This is a genomic window from Kitasatospora sp. NPDC096128, from assembly GCF_040303105.1.
Taxonomy (GTDB): domain Bacteria; phylum Actinomycetota; class Actinomycetes; order Streptomycetales; family Streptomycetaceae; genus Kitasatospora.
Window position 1 is genome coordinate 1 of record NZ_JBEOSP010000084.1, and the last position, 16,584, is coordinate 16,584.

17 protein-coding genes are annotated in these 16,584 nt (G+C 73.6%); 10 read left to right on the forward strand and 7 right to left on the reverse strand.

What is annotated here, in order from left to right:
• Nucleotides 1–272: 272 nt before the first annotated feature.
• Nucleotides 273–1,658, reverse strand: a complete 1,386-nt coding sequence (locus ABTY61_RS40735; RefSeq protein WP_350510294.1) for a Fic family protein — start codon at nt 1,656–1,658, stop codon at nt 273–275.
• Between the two features lie 946 nt (nt 1,659–2,604).
• Nucleotides 2,605–2,967 carry a transposase gene (locus ABTY61_RS40740; RefSeq protein WP_502895530.1) on the reverse strand — a complete coding sequence of 121 codons (363 nt, stop codon included), beginning with the start codon at nt 2,965–2,967 and terminating at the stop codon, nt 2,605–2,607.
• Nucleotides 2,968–3,119: 152 nt separating this feature from the next.
• On the opposite strand from ABTY61_RS40740, the gene ABTY61_RS40745 reads away from it, so the two are divergent.
• Together ABTY61_RS40745 and ABTY61_RS40750 are read left to right on the forward strand one after the other, a co-directional pair.
• Nucleotides 3,120–3,278, forward strand: a complete 159-nt coding sequence (locus tag ABTY61_RS40745) for a hypothetical protein (protein WP_350510295.1) — start codon at nt 3,120–3,122, stop codon at nt 3,276–3,278.
• A gap of 110 nt (nt 3,279–3,388) precedes the next feature.
• Entirely contained in the window at nt 3,389–3,832 is a 444-nt protein-coding gene (locus ABTY61_RS40750; RefSeq protein WP_350510296.1) for a hypothetical protein, read from the forward strand.
• Here the strand turns inward: ABTY61_RS40750 and ABTY61_RS40755 are convergent.
• Nucleotides 3,822–4,289: a VOC family protein gene (locus ABTY61_RS40755; RefSeq protein WP_350510297.1), complete on the reverse strand. Its 468-nt coding sequence runs from the start codon at nt 4,287–4,289 to the stop codon at nt 3,822–3,824. The two genes, ABTY61_RS40750 and ABTY61_RS40755, sit on opposite strands and share 11 nt — an antisense overlap.
• Before the next feature lie 195 nt (nt 4,290–4,484).
• Between ABTY61_RS40755 and ABTY61_RS40760 the strand changes: the two genes are divergently transcribed.
• From ABTY61_RS40760 to ABTY61_RS40770, 3 genes are all read left to right on the forward strand, one after another.
• A complete protein-coding gene (locus ABTY61_RS40760; RefSeq protein WP_350510298.1) occupies nt 4,485–6,068 on the forward strand; it encodes an alpha/beta fold hydrolase in 1,584 nt (527 codons plus the stop codon).
• A 115-nt stretch (nt 6,069–6,183) separates the two neighbouring features.
• On the forward strand, nt 6,184–6,885 hold the full coding sequence (locus tag ABTY61_RS40765; RefSeq protein WP_350510299.1) for a response regulator transcription factor: 702 nt from the start codon (nt 6,184–6,186) through the stop codon (nt 6,883–6,885).
• The gene (locus ABTY61_RS40770; RefSeq protein WP_350510300.1) at nt 6,885–8,201 is read left to right on the forward strand and encodes a sensor histidine kinase; all 1,317 of its coding nucleotides are present in this window, start codon (nt 6,885–6,887) and stop codon (nt 8,199–8,201) included. Before ABTY61_RS40765 ends, ABTY61_RS40770 begins: the two co-directional genes overlap by 1 nt.
• Here ABTY61_RS40770 and ABTY61_RS40775 read toward each other — a convergent pair.
• The 4 genes from ABTY61_RS40775 to ABTY61_RS40790 form a co-directional block, all read right to left on the reverse strand.
• A complete protein-coding gene (locus ABTY61_RS40775) occupies nt 8,198–8,806 on the reverse strand; it encodes a response regulator (protein WP_350510301.1) in 609 nt (202 codons plus the stop codon). The two genes, ABTY61_RS40770 and ABTY61_RS40775, sit on opposite strands and share 4 nt — an antisense overlap.
• Nucleotides 8,803–9,963, reverse strand: coding sequence for a sensor histidine kinase (locus tag ABTY61_RS40780; RefSeq protein ID WP_350510302.1), 1,161 nt, complete (start codon nt 9,961–9,963; stop codon nt 8,803–8,805). The genes ABTY61_RS40775 and ABTY61_RS40780 overlap by 4 nt, the downstream gene beginning before the upstream one ends.
• 21 nt (nt 9,964–9,984) lie before the next feature.
• The gene (locus ABTY61_RS40785; RefSeq protein WP_350510303.1) at nt 9,985–10,398 is read right to left on the reverse strand and encodes a hypothetical protein; all 414 of its coding nucleotides are present in this window, start codon (nt 10,396–10,398) and stop codon (nt 9,985–9,987) included.
• 248 nt (nt 10,399–10,646) lie between these two features.
• Complete coding sequence (locus ABTY61_RS40790; RefSeq protein WP_350510304.1) at nt 10,647–11,582, reverse strand: class I SAM-dependent methyltransferase; 936 nt, start codon at nt 11,580–11,582, stop codon at nt 10,647–10,649.
• 451 nt (nt 11,583–12,033) lie between these two features.
• Here ABTY61_RS40790 and ABTY61_RS40795 point away from each other — a divergent pair, with 451 nt between their 5' ends.
• The 5 genes from ABTY61_RS40795 to ABTY61_RS40815 all read left to right on the forward strand — a co-directional run.
• Nucleotides 12,034–13,815, forward strand: coding sequence for an ATP-binding protein (locus ABTY61_RS40795; RefSeq protein ID WP_350510305.1), 1,782 nt, complete (start codon nt 12,034–12,036; stop codon nt 13,813–13,815).
• Nucleotides 13,816–13,832: 17 nt separating this feature from the next.
• On the forward strand, nt 13,833–14,219 hold the full coding sequence (locus ABTY61_RS40800; protein WP_350510306.1) for a roadblock/LC7 domain-containing protein: 387 nt from the start codon (nt 13,833–13,835) through the stop codon (nt 14,217–14,219).
• 87 nt (nt 14,220–14,306) lie between these two features.
• On the forward strand, nt 14,307–14,666 hold the full coding sequence (locus ABTY61_RS40805) for a DUF742 domain-containing protein (protein WP_350510307.1): 360 nt from the start codon (nt 14,307–14,309) through the stop codon (nt 14,664–14,666).
• A complete protein-coding gene (locus ABTY61_RS40810; protein WP_350510308.1) occupies nt 14,647–15,264 on the forward strand; it encodes a GTP-binding protein in 618 nt (205 codons plus the stop codon). The genes ABTY61_RS40805 and ABTY61_RS40810 overlap by 20 nt, the downstream gene beginning before the upstream one ends.
• An 86-nt stretch (nt 15,265–15,350) precedes the next feature.
• A partial coding sequence (locus ABTY61_RS40815) for a cytochrome P450 family protein (protein ID WP_350510309.1) occupies nt 15,351–16,584 on the forward strand: 1,234 nt, incomplete at its 3' end.

Below are 16,584 nucleotides of genomic sequence, written 5' to 3' on the forward strand. Positions count from 1 at the left end.
CGCCGGCCGACCGTCGGCTGGCCCGGATCCTGCTCGGACTGCTCTGCCTGCTCGCGCTGGTCGTGGTCGCCTCGGCGCTCGGCCGGATGTGGTTCCCATCACCGAGCGCCAGTATGCCGCCGCCACCTGCACCTCGGCCCGCTCCTGCCGCAGCAGCGCACCCCGCAGGACCACCCCTCCAGGGGCCGCCCCGGCCGCGATGGCACCTCGATCCTTCGAGTCCGGGCCTGATCTGCCCCGCCACTTCGCGTCCCTGACGCTCTTGCCGATCGTCACGCCGAACTCGAACGTGTCCCTGGACCGGCACTGGGGCGGGTCTCCGCGAGGTGGACGTCGATGTATCGGGTGAGGATCAGTGCGTCCTGAGGACTGTCTGCCTGAAAGGTGACGCGACGAAGCAGACCGACCCCGTTGAGCGCGATGCCCTCGCGCGCGAGGACAAACAGGAGGGCGAGGAAGGCGGACCGGGCATTGCCGTCGTCGAAGGGATGGAAGAAGCACACGTCGAGGTAGGCCCGTGCAGCACGGGCGGTGAGCGGAAGTCGCTGCCCGTCACCCCTCTGACTCCCGGCCAGGCAGGCGTCGAGGAGGTCGCGGGTGTCCGGTCCGATGCCATAGCGTTCCCTGCCGCCCTTGGCGAAGGCCGGCAGGGTACGGAACTGTGGCGGCTGCTCGACGCCCAGGACGTGCTGCTGCCAGCTGCGAAGCAGCTCGAAGTCGAGCTCGGCGCCGCGCGCCGCGTCGGCCCGCATCAGCTCCAGGGCAGCGAGCAGTCCGCTGGCGCGCGCGGGGTCCACGGCACCGTCGAAGGCACGGATGTCCTCCGCAGCACCGTCACGTGACCCGGCTGCTGGACCCTGCGGACCACGATCCGGCGCCTCCTGCCACTGCACGGCCTTCCGAACTTCGAGCCAGCGCTGCAGGTGGTCCGGCGCGACCCCGGCGGACCGGATTCCAGCTGCGGCAGGTTGAAGCGACAGGGCGAGCCGCTCCGCGACCTCCTCGACCAGCTCCGTGTCGGGCCCGGTCCGGCTCTCGAACCGCCCGCCGATCGACTGCTTGACGAGCTCGTCTGCGGTACCGGGTGCGATTCCCCAGCGGCTGAGGAACCAGGTGAGCACCTGCTCGCAGTGTCCGTACCAGCCGCTGTCGCAGCCGGTGCGGTCGACTACGTGCAGGATCAGGTTCCGGGCGGCACGTTCCCACAGGATCCGCTGGTCGGCGACAGAATCCAGCTCCAGGGGGTACGCCTCGAACCATCCGGCGAGGCTCTCCAGCCACTCTCGCCACTCACACAGCGACGTGGCGACTCGGGCGAGCGTCTCCTGTGGCGTGGTGATCGAGTCCCGCACGCAGCACCAGTGCCCGACCGGCCCCCCGTCGAAGTCCCCCTCGCCCCGAGACCATCGCCAACCCACGGCCCACCGTCCGTAGCGCTCGACGAGGGCGTGTGACATGGCGTCTGCCCAGGGCCTGGCCACGTCCCAGCTCCAACTGTTCATCGCTGGGTCGGCAACAGAGACATCGGGGCGGCATGGCACACACTGGGCCGGACCGAGCGCGTGCACCGCGTGCGCCACCGACGCGCTGTCGAACGGATGACGAGCTGGGTCCACCTCGTCCCAGGTCAGATAGCCAGGGGCCAGATCGGGGATCATCGCGCAAGCGTGCCACGCCCACCTGGCATCCGTTCAAGCGGTTTACCGCATGGCGCTGCCCGTCATCGGGTGCTGGTTCGCTGGGAATAGGGCGGCAGCGGTCGTCGAGCCCGCACTCGGCTTCAGCCGGCAGCAACCAGTCCGGACCTGTTGGTTCGGGGCGGGCGCCGACGGTAGCTGGGGTCGCAGCGGGACGGCGCCGACACGGAGCGCCTTGTCGTAGCGGGCTCGGAGTTTGGCGAGGGGCGCGGGCGGTGGTGGCCCCACACTGCGCGCTGGCAGGGCCAGTAGCGGGTGGGCTCAGCTCTGGCGCCGGCCGTCGCGGAAGTCCTCGACCTGGTAGGTGTTCCGGGAGAGCCGCGAGGCGACCGGTACCGCCAGTGCGGCCTGTACGGCGGCGATCCACAGGTGCTTTTCCTGGGCGGGTGTCAGCCGATCCGGGCCCCGTCGAGGGGGTGTGCTCTCGCTCCGTCCCGAGTCCCCGGCCCGGTGGGACCCGCAGCGGCCCCGGACGGCCGCCGACACTGTGCAACGGGGTCAAAACCCGGCCTCCACGGCGGCTCCCTCGCCCCCCGACACAACCAGTGGGCCGTGCCCTGGGTAGAGGTGCTGCTGGGCGGTGCCGCCCCGATCGGGCCTCCGACCCATTCCTCGGGTGCGTCCGTGATGAGGACGGCCGAAAACGGCTCTGCCTGCGGTTCCGGGCAGGCACCGTCACGGTTGTCGAAGGTGGGCACGTGCCGGCCCGGCAGGCCGATGGTGGCGCTCAACCGCGCGATCTCGGTCTCCAGATGCTGCCGCATCAGGGCAGCCTTGTTCTTGGTCATTGTCCCCTCACCGTGTCGCCGCCGATGTCGACCGCACATGCCGAGCATAACTCGTTCTCGTCATTCTGACGATAATCACCGAGGCGACCCCCTGACGGCTGATCTTGTGACGCTGTCGGTCAGGGCGTGCGGAGTACGCGTTTCCGGAGGAGGTCGAGGTTGGCTCGTCCGTATCCTCGCCTTTTGAGTAGTTTCGTCCTTGTGACCTGGCCTTCGACCTGGCCGGAGCTCCGCGGGGTGGACAGCCCGGCGGTGACGGCGTCGATGTCGCGGCGCAGTCCGTTGGCCAGGGAGTGCAGGGCGGGCAGGTCGTCGGCGAGGATCCGCTCCATCCAGGCGGGAAGTTGGTCGCCCCGCAGGTCGCGCATCATGGCGGCGAAGTCGCGGACGTGGCGGGTGAGCGGTCTTCGCCGCCTGAAGTGCCACCAGCGCCGGCTGATCTCACCCAACTTCCTTGATGTCAGACCAGGTTGCACCACCATCGGAGACCCCACCGCCCAAATCCGATGGCACCGTCCGCCGGCCGGTGACTACGGTCTCGACATGACGAGCAGAACGAGCACCCGCCCCGGCCCGCGAAGCTCTCCTGGCAGGCGGCTAGCTGCGGCTGTTCGACCGCGAGGCGCCCGCTTGGATGGTGCGCGGCATCGCCGCCACACGGCTGCGCCGCGCACGACGAATCGACCTGACCACCGTCGGCCTCGACGAGTCCGTCGAGATCCTCTCCCGACACCGCGACGTGCAGTTCCTGATGGATCACTTTCGGTCAGTTGTGAAGATTCTGCGATCCTGATCTTTCAGGGAACTGATCACCGCCGCTAGGGTGCGGCACATCCTCGCAGTTCCCCCTTCCGTGCCGCCCCCGACAGCGGCCCGGAGACGACCGATCGGACCGGTGACGCCGTGACCAGGATCCTCCGCCAGCTGACCACCCGCATCGGACGGGCGGCCGCCACGGTCGCCGTGCTCGCCGCCGCCCTCACCGGCACCGCCGCGGCCGGTACCGCCTCCGCCGCCGGCGGCTGGAGCTGCTCCGGGGCGCCCGTCCCCAGCGGCTACGTCATCACCATGTACGACGCGGGCGGCTGCAACAACCACGGCGCGTGGTTCCAGCGGCCCGCCCAGAACCGGCTGTGGACCTGCTCCGGCTCGCCGATCGTCTCCGGCTACGTGCTGACCAACTACGACCCGCAGGGTTGCAGCGGCGTCGGCGCCTGGTTCCACGAGCAGGTCCGCAACGGCATCTGGACCTGCCCGTACTCGCCGATCCCGGCGGGCTACCGCAGCACCAGCTACGACGCCCGCGGCTGCAACGGCCTCGGCGCCTGGCTCACCATCAAGGCCTGAGCCGCGCCCTGACTCCCGCGGGCCGGGCCGGGCCGGCGGCCACGCAGAACTCGTTGCCCTCCGGGTCGGCCATCACCACGTGGTGCCCGTCGAACTCCGCCAGTACCCGCCCGCCCGCCGCCACCAGCCGCGCGGCCTCCGCCGTGATCCGCGCCCAGCGCTCGGCCGGACTGCCGTGGCCCGGCACCCGGATGTCGATGTGCAGCCGGTTCTTCGCGCTCTTCGGCTCGGGGACCTTGAGGATGGACAGCCGGGGCCCGGCCCCCGCCGGGTCGCAGAGCCAGGCGCCGCCGTCCGCCGAGTCGTCCTCCGGCAGGTCGAACTGCGCGAGCCACTCCTCGCGCGTCCGAAACGGGGCGGGCGGCGGCTCGTCCACGTACCCCAGGGCCGTCCTCCAGAAGGCGGCGAGGAGCGCCGCGTCCGCGCAGTCGAGGGTCAGATCGATTCGAGCGGCCATGCCGGGACCGTACCGCGCGCCTCCGACAGCCGCCGCAAACCGCCGCCGACAACCGCCCGCGACGCCGCTGTCACGCGCGGGCGCCGCCGCCCGTGAATGTTCTTACACGCCTTTGTCATCGCTCTGCCGAACGCCTGACGGACCCCCGGCAAGGTCATCCCCACAACGACCGCAGGACGCCAGGAGGGCACAGCGATGACCACGAACACGAACACGAGCACCGACGCCACCCCGACCGCCGACCCCGCACCGAGCCGGTCCCGCCGGGTCGGCCTGGCCTCCGCCGCGCTGGCCGTCCTCGCCACGGTGCTCCCGCTCACCACCCTCGCCCCCGCCCAGGCCGCACCCGTCGGCGCCGAGGGCAGGCCCGCCTGGTGCCCGACCGTCCCCGGGCACCAGGTCGACTGCACCACGATGCGCCGCCCGCTGGTCGCCGACCAGCCCGGCCTGGGCACCATCGGCGTCAGCCACGCGGTGGTGCGCCACAGCCGCCCCGGCCCGGCCGTCGGCACCATCGCGCTCAACCCCGGCGGCCCGGGCGAGACCCTGATCGACCGCGCCGAGCAGGTGAGCACAGCGCTCCAGGGGGTGCTGGACGACTACGACCTGCTGCTCCTGGACCCGCGCGGCACCGGCCGCTCCGCCCGGCTGCCCTGCGACGTCACCGAGGCCGAGTACCGCTGGGCCCCGCGGGCCGAGCAGCGTGAACTCGTCGCCGACTGCGCCGAGGAGCTCGGCCCGCGCGCCCGCGCCTACACCAGCGCCGCCACCGCCGACGACCTCGACGCCGCCCGCGAGCGCCTCGGCGCCCCCAAGCTGGTCCTCTACGGCCTGTCGTACGGCACCTACCTGATGCCGGTCTACGCCGACCGCCACCCCGAGCGGGTCGAGAAGATGGTGCTGTCCGGCGCCTACCCCGTCGCCTTCGACAGCCTGGCCCGACCCGGCGCCCAGCAGGTCTCGCTGACGCTGCGCCGGATCTGCGAGCGCAGCGGCTCCTGCGCCCCGGACACCGTCGGGCACGACCTCGCCGCCGTCACCGAGCGGCTGCGCACCCGCCCGCTGAAGGTCACCGCCACGGTCGGCGGCGAGCGGCGCACCGTGCTGTTCACCGAGGACAAGCTCGCCAACCTGATGTACGAGCCCGCCACCCGCGGCATCGGCCTGCACCCCGGCGAGCCGGGGCTGCTCGGCGCCCTGCCCGCCGCCCTGCACGCCCTCGCCGCGGGCGACGAGGCGCCGCTGGCCGAGCTGGTGCGCGGTGAGGTCGAGGGCACCGGCGCCGAGGACCAGGCCTCGTTCCTGGCCGTCACCTGCAACGACTACGTCCGCGCCTGGGACCCGGACGCCCCGCCGGCCGAGCGCCGCCGCCAGTACCGCGCCGCCCTGGCCGCCACCGACCCGGCCGACTTCGGGGCCTTCAGCGCCAAGGGCTGGGCCGAGGGCCAGACCGACGGCGGCGACAACTGCCTGGACTGGCCGCGCCGGGGCACCGCCCGCCCGCAGCCGACCGACCTGGGCCAGCTGCCCGACGTGCCCGTCCTGGTGCTCTCCGGGGACCTCGACACCAATACGCCCGAGGCCAACTCCCGCCAGTCGGCGGCCCAGTTCAAGCACAGCTCGTTCGTCTCGGTGCCCAACAGCGGACACCTCCCGGAGATGGAGTCCACCGGCTGCGCCGTGGGGATCTCCAGCCATTTCATCCGCACCGGCCTGGTCGGCGACACCTCCTGCCTGGCCGACGTCCCCCCGGTGACCGTCGTCCCGGTCGCCCGCTGAACCCGCTGAACCCGCTCAGCCCGCCCGGCCCGCTCGGCCCGCTCGGCCCGCCCGGCCCGCTGACGAAACACCCCCGACCGGCATGACCACGCCCGCCACCAGCGAAGATGACACCATGACAGATCCCACCACCGCCCGGCGCACCGTCCTGGTCGTCGAGGACGACCCCGGAGTCCGCAGCACCCTCGACCACCTGCTCCGCTTCGAGGGCTACCGGGTGCTCACCACCGCCGACGGCCAGGAGGCCCTGGAACTCCTGGAGCACCGGCGCCCCGACCTCGCGGTGGTGGACGTGGTCATGCCCCGGCTCGACGGCCTCGCGCTCTGCCGGATGCTGCGCCGACGCGGCGACCGGCTGCCCGTCCTGGTCCTCACCGCCCGCCACCAGCTCGGCGACCGGGTCGCCGGGCTGGACGCGGGCGCCGACGACTACCTCGTCAAGCCCTTCGCCACCGAGGAACTCCTGGCCCGGATACGCGCCCTGCTGCGCCGCACCGAGCCGATCGGCGCCGAGAGCGCCGACCTCGGCCTGGACGACCTCGCCCTCGACCCGGCCACCCGCCGGGCCCACCGCGGCGGGCACCCGCTCGACCTCACCAAGACCGAGTTCGACCTGCTGGAACTGCTGCTGCGCAACCAGGGCACCGTGCTGACCCGCCACCAGATCTACGAACGGATCTGGGGCTACGACTTCGACACCGACTCGCGCTCGCTCGACGTCTACGTCGGCTACCTGCGCCGCAAGACCGAGGAGCACGGCGCACCCCGGCTGATCCACACCGTGCGCAACGTCGGCTACACCGCCAGGACTTCCTGATGCTGCGCGCCAGGATCGGCCTGGTGGTCCTCGCCTCCGTCCTGCTGGCGATCGCCGTACCGGTCGTCGCCGCCTACCACGGCGTCAGCACCCTGGTCGCCGACCAGCTCGACCGGAGCCTGGCGGACCGGGCCGACACCGTGCTCACCGCCCTGGACCTCGACCGCGTCCCCACCACCCGGCCCGACACCGTCGAACAGCTGCTGGACCCCGACGGCACCGCCCGCCCGCTCACCCCGGGCGCGGCGGCGCTGCCGGTCTCGGACCGGGCCCGGGAGGTGGCCCGCGCCGGGCAGGGCTTCCACCAGGAGGACGCCGATCTCGGCGGCACCCCGTACGGCGTGCTCACCAAGGCCCGCCCCGACGGGCGCGGCGCGGTGATGGTCGGCCAGACCTACGCCGGGGCGGAGGCCGTCGACGACGCCTTCCTGCTCCGCATCACCTGGACCAGCGCCGCCGCGGCGGCCGGCTCCGCGCTGCTCAGCTGGCTCGTGCTGGGCCGCATCCTGCGCCCGGTACGGCGGCTGGCCCACGCCGCCGAACACATCACCACCACCCGCGACCTGGCCACCCCGCTGCCCGCCGCCGGGCGGGACGAAGTCGGCCGCCTCACCCGCGCCTTCGAGTCGATGGTCGGCGCGCTGCGACGCTCCCGGGAGCAGCAGCAGCGCCTGGTGCAGGACGCCAGCCATGAGCTGCGCACCCCGCTCACCTCGGTGCGCGGCTGCGCCGAACTCCTCCAGCGGGCCCGCGGCCGGCTCGCCCCCGAGGACGAGGAGCAGATCCTCGCCACCCTGGTCACCGAGACCGTCGCACTGGACGAACTCGTCCGCGAACTGGTCGAATCGGCCACCGACCAGTGGACCGCGGAGGACCCGGAGCCGGTCGACCTGCCGGCCGCCGCCGAGGACAGCGCCCGTCGCTTCCGCCGCCGCACCGGCCGCGAGATCGCCGTCACCGCCGACGGGCCGGTGCCGGTGCTGGCCCGCCCGCGCGCACTGCAGCGCTGTGTGGACAACCTGGTCGGCAACGCCGTCAAGTTCAGCCCGGACGGCACCCCGGTGGAGATCCGTGTCACCGGCGCCCGGCTGGCCGTGCGCGACCAGGGCCCCGGCATCGCGCCCGCCGACCGGCAGGCCGTCTTCGAGCGCTTCTACCGCGCGGCCGGCACCCAGTCCACCCCGGGCTCGGGGCTGGGCCTGGCCATCGTCCACGACCTGGTCGCCGCCGACCACGGGGCCGTGTTCGCCACCGCCGCCCCCTCGGGCGGCGCCGAGGTCGGCTTCCAGCTGCCGGAAGCCCCACGCAACGGCTAAAGCCAGCCGCGCTCGTCGGCGAATCGCAGGGCCTCGGTGCGGTTGCGGGTGCCGGTCTTGGCGATCGCCGAGGAGAAGTAGTTGCGGACGGTGCCCTCGGAGAGGTAGAGCTTTCCGGCGATCTCGGCGACTCCGGCGCCGGAGCGGGTGGCGTTGAGGACGTCGCGTTCCCGGGCGGTGAGCGGGGAGGCGCCCGCTGCGAGGGTGGCGGCGGCGAGGTCCGGGTCCACCACCCGCTCCCCGGCCGCGACCCGGCGGATGGCGTCGGCCAGCACCTCGGCCGGGGCGTCCTTCACCACGAAGCCGAGCGCGCCCGCCTCCATGGCCCGGCGCAGGTAGCCGGCCCGGCCGAAGGTGGTGAGGATGACCACCTGGCAGCCGGGCACCTCCTGGGCGAGCACGGCGGCGGCGGCCAGGCCGTCCAGTCGGGGCATCTCGATGTCCAGCAGGGCGACGTCCGGCCGGTGCTCGCGGGCGGCCTCGACGACCTGGTCGCCGCGTCCTACGGCGGCGACCACCTCGAAGTCGTCCTCCAGGTCGAGCAGGGTGCGCAGCGCGGTGCGGACCAGCTCCTGGTCCTCCGCGAGCAGCAGGCGGATCGTCATGTCGTCCCTTCGGGGCGGGAGTCGGGCGGCCGGACGGTGACCAGCAGGCGCCACCCGCGCGGATCGAGCGGGCCGGCCTCGACCGTACCGCCTGCCGCCGCGACCCGTTCCCGCAGCCCGGTCAGCCCCTTGCCGCTGCCGACCAGGCCGGCGCCGGGGCCGCCGGACCCGCCCCGGCCGTCGTCGCGGATCTCCACCGAGGTGGGGCTCAGCAGCACCGAGCAGCGGGCGGCCCGGGCGTGCCGGACGACGTTGGTGAGGCCCTCGCGCAGCACCCAGCCGAAGAGTTCGCGCTGGTCCGGGCCGACCGCGTCGGCGGCCGAGGGCAGGTCGGCCACCACTCCGGCGGCGCGCAGCAGTTCGCGGCCGCGGGCGAGTTCGCCGGCCACAGTGACCTCGCGGTAGCCGGAGACGGCGGCACGCACATCGGCCAGGGCCTGACGGGAGAGCGTCTCCACGGCGGTCATCTCGGCCACCGCCTGGTCCACGTCCTTGACCGCCAGCCGTTGGGCCAGGCGGGACTTGACGGTGATCGCGGTGAGCGAGTGGCCGAGCAGGTCGTGCAGGTCGCGGGCGATCCGGTTGCGTTCGGCCTCGGAGGCGAGCCGGGCGACCTCGGCCCGGGCGGCCACCAGGGCCTGGTTGGTGGCGGCGATCTCGGCGAAGGCGCCGCAGGTGAGCGAGGTGAACAGCAGGGCCAGCGCCTGGAAGCCGCCGGGCCCGGTGTGCCAGGCGGGCACCGCCCAGGGCACCAGCAGGGCGGCCAGGGTGCCGCCCGCCACCACGGCGACGGTGTGCTTGCGCCACAGCACGGCGACCACGGAGACGACGACCGTGGCCAGGAAGAAGGCGTCCGCGTGGGCGGACGGCAGTGCGGCGAGGAACAGGGCCGTCATCACCGCCAGCAGCGCCGTGATCCAGCGGGTCCGGTGGCGCCCGGCCCGGCCGAGGGCGAGCGCGAGGAGCACGTAGCAGAGGCAGAACGCGACGACGACGGCGTACCCGGCGACCGCCGCGGACCCGCTGACGTTGCCGCTCATGGCCATCGCGGTGAGCGCGGGGAAGACCAGCATTCCGGCGCCCAGCAGTATCCGCCGCAGGCCGCCCGCCCAGCGGTGGGCGGGGGCCGGTGTGCTCTCGCGGTCGAGGTCGGTCACCCTTCGCGTCCCTTCCTCGGCTCAGGGCCGGGCGAACAGCGTACGCAGCTGCCGTCCGTTGATCACTGCGGCCACACCCGCCAGGGCGAGGCCGCACAGGGCCTGTTCGATCTTCATCCAGACCGGGAAGACCCCCGGCACGGCGATGATCGCAGCAATCGCGACCAGCATGACGCCGGAGATGATCCGCAGCCGCCGGAAGGCGCCGCGGGAGCCGCGCGCCGCGCGGACGGTGAGCAGCAGGGCGACGGCGGCGCCGACCAGGACGATGGTGCCGCGGACCCACACCGCCGGGGTGATGACGTCGGTGTGGGAGCGCAGGGCGACGGCGGCCAGCATGGTGAGCGCGCTGAGGCCGAGGTAGACGAAGACGAGTCGCCGTACGGTGCGGAAGGCCCGACGGGTGTCGGGGTGGTGCAGGTCGGTGGTGGTCATGGCTTCATCGTGGCGGCCGGCCGGGGGTGGTCGGCAGTGTGCTGCCACACCCCCGGACCGTGACATTTGTCAGGGCGCCCCGGTAGCCGGAGGTGAGGGCGGTGGGCGTCTCGCGCAGGGCGGTGGGCGTCTCGCGCAGGGCGGTGGGCGTCTCGCGCAGGGCGGTGAGCCGGAAGGCCCGGTACGGTTCGGCGTACGCGCGCCCGAGGCGGCGGACGGTGACGGCGGCCTCGGGCGCGGACAGCGGCTCAGCCGAGGCGGAGACGGGTGCACCTGGTCAGGTAGGGCATGGCGAACTCGTCCCGGCCGGCCACCCCGGGGTGGGTGGCGAGCAACTGCTCGACGTCGGCCAGCAGGCGGGCGCGTTCGGCCTCGGGCAGGGCGATGACGTAGCTGCGCGAGGCGACCATGGCGAGGACGCCGGACGGGGTGGTGGGGTGCTCCCAGCGGATCTCCAGCCGCTCCGGGGGGCCGAAGGGGGCCGGCAGGGAGGGCGCGGTGTCGAGCTGCTGAGGGGCCGACCGGTGCATCAGGGCGCCGAGTTCGGCGGCCCAGGGTTCGGTCTCGTCCCGGACGTTCCAGACCAGCGCGAGGGTCCCGCCGGGGGCGAGCACCCGGGCGATCTCCGGGACGGCCGCCGCCTGGTCGAACCAGTGCCAGGCCTGGGCGACCACGACCGCGTCCACGCTGCCGTCGGGCAGCGGTATGCGTTCGGCCGAGCCGGCCCGTACGGCGGCCTTCGGTACGGCCGCGGCGAGCCGGTCGCGCATCTCCCGGTCGGGTTCGACCGCGACCACGTCCAGTCCGGCCTCGACCAGCAGCCGGGTCAGCTTGCCCGTCCCGGCGCCCAGGTCGAGCACCCGGCGGGCCTCGCGCGGCACGGCCGAGCCGATCAGGGCCTGCGGGTAGCCGGGCCGGCCGTGCTGGTAGGCGGTGGCGGCGAGGCCGAAGGAGCGGGCGCGCAGCCGGCCGGACCAGCGGCGGGTCGCACCCTGGCGGGTCATCCCGCAGGCCCGGCCGATCTCCTCCCAGGTGGCCTGCCGTCCGCGCCGCAGCTCCTCGACCAGTTCCGTGCGCCGTTCCTCCAGGGCGTCGATGGCCTCGGAGAGGCGGTGCAGGCCGTCCAGCCCGCCGCCCCCGGCCACGTCCGCCGCCACCCGCCGAGCGGGGTCGTCGTCGTTCATGGCCCGCACTGTAGGGAGCGGACCGCCACGCCGTCAACAGCCATTGCCCAGGAGCGCAACAGTTGTTGCGCCACGCCGTGGCGTCCCCCGGAGGAGTGATCAGCGCACCCCGGGAGCCACGCGTAGCACGAACTCTCCGCTGATCGTGCCGACTTGGGCCGGAAACCCTTCGCATGAGCGAATCCCGGCCGGGTTGCCGGTGCGGGGGCCGCCGGGCGAGAAGCCTGGTGGCCAGGGGCCGGCCGACCGGGCTGCGACAGGTGTGCGAGATGTCGGCCATGTCCGGCAAGTTGTCACAAGTCGGTTGACGGACAGTATTTTTGAGTTTCGGTCAGGATGTCCTGAACTTGGCTATGCTGCCGAGCCACGCCTCCGGAGCCGGTCGTCGCCCGTCCCCACTCGCTTCCCCTGTTCTGTGCCGTTTTCTGTTCCGATCGTTTGAGGATGCCGAATGCTTCGAGCTGGATCGTCAACCGCCAGACGGCGCCCCGCGCCCCTGCTCGGCTGGATACTGCCCACCGCCGTGATGGCGGCGGCGGTCGCGGTAGCCGCAGTGGTGGTGTCGGCAGGAGCCCGGGCCCAGGTGCTGTGGTGCGGGGCGACGGCCACCGTGCTGGTCGCCGTGGTGGCTGCCGAATCCGCCCGCCGCGGACGGGCCCTCGCCGAGCTGCGCGACGAACACACCCGGCGCGTCGAGGAGTTGCACCGCAAGCTGGCCGGGCAGGAGGAGGAGATCGAGCGGATGGCCACCGGCGAGCTGCGCCGGCTGGTCGGCGGCGCCCGGTACGGCTCGTCCATCGACGTGCTGCTCCAGCCCTTCCAGCGCCCGAACCCGCTGCTGTCACGGAAGTTCCGCGCCTCGCTGGAACTGGTGGTGCGCGGCATCGCCCAGGCCGTCGACGACGAGGTCAGCCGACGAGACTCCGCCGAGCGCGCCTTCGTCAACCTGGCCCGCCGGGTCCAGGCGATCATCCACCGCCAGGCCAAGGACCTGCGGGAGATGGAGGACCGGCACGGCAACGACCCCGCGGTCTTCGACGACCTGCTGCGCCTCGACCACGGCAACGCCCTGGTCGGCCGCCTCGCCGACTCCATCGCCGTCCTCTCCGGCGCCCGACCCGGCCGCCAGTGGACCCGTCCGATCGCCCTCTACAGCGTGCTGCGCGGCGGGATGTCGCGGATCCTCGAGTACCAGCGGGTCGACCTCCACCCGGTCGCCCAGATCTCGGTCACCGGACCGGCGGTCGAACCCCTGATCCACGCCGTGGCCGAGCTGCTCGACAACGCCACCCGCTACTCCCCGCCGCACACCCACGTCCACCTGAGCGCCTCCGAGGTGCAGAGCGGGATAGCGATCGAGGTCGAGGACGGCGGCCTCGGACTCACCGACGAGGCCCGCTCCCGGGCCGAGCGCTCGATGCGCGAGGCCATGGTGTCCAAGGACTTCGACGACCTCACCGAGTCCCCCCGACTGGGCTTCGCCATCCTCGGCCGGCTCTGCCAGGCGTACGGCTTCCAGGTCTCGCTGCGCCGCTCCGCGTACGGCGGCGTGCGCGCGGTGCTGGTGGTGCCGCAGGAGCTGCTCACCACCGCCCCGCCGACCGGGCGGGCGCACGGCATCGGCGCCTTCTCCGGCCCGCGCCCGCTCCCGGCCAACCAGGCCCGGCACGCGGCCCCCGCCCGGCCCTGGGGCGCCCGGACCGCCTCGGCCGGCGCCGGGCCGGCCGGCGGACCGGGGGCCGGCGGACTCGGGGCCTCCGGCGGACTCGGCCAGACCGCCGGGCTGGGCCAGTCAGCGGGCATCGGGCCGTCCTTCGGCTCGACCACCCCGTGGGGGCCGGGCCCGTCCGCCGCCTCGGGCGGGGACGACGAGGTGATCGTCACCGAACGCACCGCCAACGGCCTGCCCCAGCGCCGCCGCAGCCGCCCCACCGGGCGGGCCGTCTTCGCCACGCCCCCGCGCGGCACCACCCAGCCCAACGGCCCCACCGCGGGGCCCGCCGCCGGACCGGCCGCCCCCGCGCCCCGCCCCAAGAAGCAACCCGGCCTGTGGCTGGAGGCCTTCATGGAGGGCTACAAGGGCACGGGCTCCACCGGCTCGAACAGCACCTCGAACGGCACCTCGAACGGCTCGAACGGCACCGGGACGAACGCCACCGGGTCGAGCACCACCGCACCGAACAGCGCCGCACCGAACAGTAGTGAAGAGACGGCAGGGAAAGGCGAGCAGTGATTCCGCACCGCAGCAACATGGACTGGATCCTCAACGACCTCGCACACAGCGTCCCGTACGTGCGCCACGTCATCGTGCTCTCCGCCGACGGCCTGCGGATCGCCCAGTACGGCGCCGACCCGGACACGGCCGACCGGCTGGCCGCCGCCTGCGCCGGGCTGCAGAGCCTGGCCGCCGCCGTCGGCCACGAGTTCCCGCACGGCAACGGCGCGATGAAGCTGGTCGTCATCGAGGTGGACGGCGGCTACTTCTACCTGATGTCGGCCGGTGACCGCGCCTACCTAGCGGTGCTCGCCGACGAGGGCGTGGACGCCGGGCTGGTCAGCCACCAGATGCGCGACCTGGTCGAGCGGATCGGCGAGCACCTCTCCACGCCGCCGCGCAACCCGGAGGCGGTCGCGTGAGCCGGCCGCGCACGACCCCGGCAGCGCCCCCGCCCAGCACCCCCGGCGCCCGGGCGGGCACGTGAACGAGCACAGTGAGGCGGTGACATGACCGCCGACCAGGGCGGCTGGGACGGACCCGAGCCCGATCGCCTGTACGTGATCACCCGTGGCCGCAGCGGCCCCTCCGGGCCGGGCGTCTTCGACCTGGTCACCCTGATCGTCTCCCTCGCGGAGCCCACCCCCGCCATGCAGCCCGAGCACGCGGCGATCCTGCGGCTGTGCCGCTCGCCGCTCTCGGTGGCGGAGGTCTCCGCCTACCTCGAACTGCCCACGAGCGTGGTCACCGTCCTGCTGGCGGACCTGCTCGACGACGGGCGGATCGAAGCCCGCTCCGCCGTGCCCGCGGCGGAACTCCCCGACCGTGCCCTGCTGGAGGCGGTGATCCATGGACTTCAACGGCTCTGACACCGTCGTCGGCCCGGCGAGCGCGGACCTGCTGCCCGACACCGTCACCACGGCGGTCAAGGTGGTGATCGTCGGCGGCTTCGGCGTCGGCAAGACCACCCTGGTCGGCGCGGTCAGCGAGATCCGCCCGCTGACCACCGAGGAGACCATGACCCAGGCCGGGGTCGGCGTCGACGACCCCACCGGGGTCGAACGCAAGACCTCCACCACGGTGGCCATGGACTTCGGCCGGATCAGCATCAGCGACAAGCTGGTGCTGTACGTCTTCGGCACCCCCGGGCAGGAGCGCTTCTGGTTCCTCTGGAACGGCCTGTTCGAGGGCGCGCTCGGCGCCGTCGTGCTGGTGGACACCCGGCGGCTGGAGGTCAGCTTCGAAGTGATCGGCCGCCTGGAGGACCGCGGCGTGCCGTTCGTGGTCGCCGTCAACGGCTTCCCCGAGGCGCCCAGTTACGAGCTCGACGAGCTGCGCCAGGCGCTCGACCTGCCGACCGAGGTGCCGATCGTCGCCTGCGACGCGCGCAGCCGCCAGTCCAGCCGGGACACCCTGATGACGCTGATGCACTACCTGTACGAGCTGGCCGCGCCGCCCGCCGGCTGAGGCCCGTCCCCCGGCCCCACCACCGCCCCCCACCCCGGTCCCACCCCCGACGCACCGCTTCCGAACCTCGTGACCCGGAGACCCTGTTGACCAGCCCCTTCCCCGACGACGACGCCGTCCCCGTCCCGCCGCCCGGCTGCCCCGCCCACGGGCGCGCGATCGAGCCGACCGGCCCCGGCGGACTGCGCCGCCTCTACGGCCCGGAGGCCGAGGCCGACCCGGCGGCCCTGTACGAGAAGCTGCGCGCCGAACACGGCGACGTCGCCCCGGTGCTGCTGCACGGCGACCAGCGGGCCTGGCTGATCCTCGGCCACGCCGCCAACATCACCGCGATGCGCACCCCCTCGCTGTTCTCCCGCGACTCCCGGCTGTGGAGCGCCTTCCGCAACAACGAGGTGCCGCCGGACTCCCCGCTGCTGCCGGTGGTCGCCTGGCAGCCGATCTGCGTGTTCGCCGACGGCGAGGAGCACCGCCGGCTGCGCAACGCCCTGCTGGACGGCCTGAACGGCTTCGACCGGCGCGGCATCCGCCGCCACGTCCGCCGCTTCACCACCGACCTGGTCCAGGTGGTCGGGCCGACCGGCCGGGCCGAACTGATCACCCAGTTCGCCGAGCACCTGCCGATGCTGGTGATGACCAAGCTGCTCGGCATGCCCGACGAGTACGGCCCCCAACTCGTCGACGCCGCACGGGACCTGATGAAGGGCACCGAGACGGCGATCGCCAGCAACGAGTACGTGGTGGCGAGCCTGCGCCGCACCATCGCGCTCAAGCACGACTCCCCCGGCGACGACCTGACCAGCCGGCTGCTCGCCCACCCGGCCCGGCTGAGCGACGACGAGGTGATGGAGCACCTGCGGGTGGTGCTGCTGGCCGCCAACGAGACCACCGTCAACCTGATCGCCGACTCGCTGAAGATGGTGCTCACCGACCCGCGCTTCCGCGCCCACCTCTCCGGCGGCCAGATGACCCTCGGCGAGGCACTGGACCAGGTGCTCTGGGACTCCCCGCCGATGTCCCTGGTCGCCGGGCGCTGGGCCACCGCCGACACCGAGCTGGGCGGCCAGCAGATCCAGGCCGGGGACCTCCTGCTGCTCGGCCTCGCCGCCGGCAACGTCGACCCGACGATCCGGCCCGACCTCGCCACCCCGCTCTACGGCAACCGCTCGCACCTGTCCTTCGGGGCCGGGCCGCACGAGTGCCCCGGGCAGGACATCGGCCGGCACCGGCCTGGCCGGCTCCCGCGCCCTGGGCGCCCTGGGCCGCAGCCGGGCGCGCACGGCGTACGGCTCCGCGATCGACGATCCGCAGCCGGTGCAG

Bases quoted from the DNA above. Each gene is read 5' to 3' on its own strand.
- ABTY61_RS40775 (WP_350510301.1), bottom strand. From the start codon at position 8,806: ATGACGATCCGCCTGCTGCTCGCGGAGGACCAGGAGCTGGTCCGCACC.
- ABTY61_RS40760 (WP_350510298.1), top strand. From the start codon at position 4,485: ATGACCACGAACACGAACACGAGCACCGACGCCACCCCGACCGCCGAC.
- ABTY61_RS40735 (WP_350510294.1), bottom strand. From the start codon at position 1,658: ATGATCCCCGATCTGGCCCCTGGCTATCTGACCTGGGACGAGGTGGAC.
- ABTY61_RS40745 (WP_350510295.1), top strand. From the start codon at position 3,120: ATGGTGCGCGGCATCGCCGCCACACGGCTGCGCCGCGCACGACGAATC.
- ABTY61_RS40755 (WP_350510297.1), bottom strand. From the start codon at position 4,289: ATGGCCGCTCGAATCGATCTGACCCTCGACTGCGCGGACGCGGCGCTC.
- ABTY61_RS40810 (WP_350510308.1), top strand. From the start codon at position 14,647: ATGGACTTCAACGGCTCTGACACCGTCGTCGGCCCGGCGAGCGCGGAC.
- ABTY61_RS40770 (WP_350510300.1), top strand. From the start codon at position 6,885: ATGCTGCGCGCCAGGATCGGCCTGGTGGTCCTCGCCTCCGTCCTGCTG.
- ABTY61_RS40795 (WP_350510305.1), top strand. From the start codon at position 12,034: ATGCTTCGAGCTGGATCGTCAACCGCCAGACGGCGCCCCGCGCCCCTG.
- ABTY61_RS40800 (WP_350510306.1), top strand. From the start codon at position 13,833: ATGGACTGGATCCTCAACGACCTCGCACACAGCGTCCCGTACGTGCGC.
- ABTY61_RS40765 (WP_350510299.1), top strand. From the start codon at position 6,184: ATGACAGATCCCACCACCGCCCGGCGCACCGTCCTGGTCGTCGAGGAC.
- ABTY61_RS40790 (WP_350510304.1), bottom strand. From the start codon at position 11,582: ATGAACGACGACGACCCCGCTCGGCGGGTGGCGGCGGACGTGGCCGGG.
- ABTY61_RS40785 (WP_350510303.1), bottom strand. From the start codon at position 10,398: ATGACCACCACCGACCTGCACCACCCCGACACCCGTCGGGCCTTCCGC.
- ABTY61_RS40740 (WP_502895530.1), bottom strand. From the start codon at position 2,967: ATGGTGGTGCAACCTGGTCTGACATCAAGGAAGTTGGGTGAGATCAGC.
- ABTY61_RS40805 (WP_350510307.1), top strand. From the start codon at position 14,307: ATGACCGCCGACCAGGGCGGCTGGGACGGACCCGAGCCCGATCGCCTG.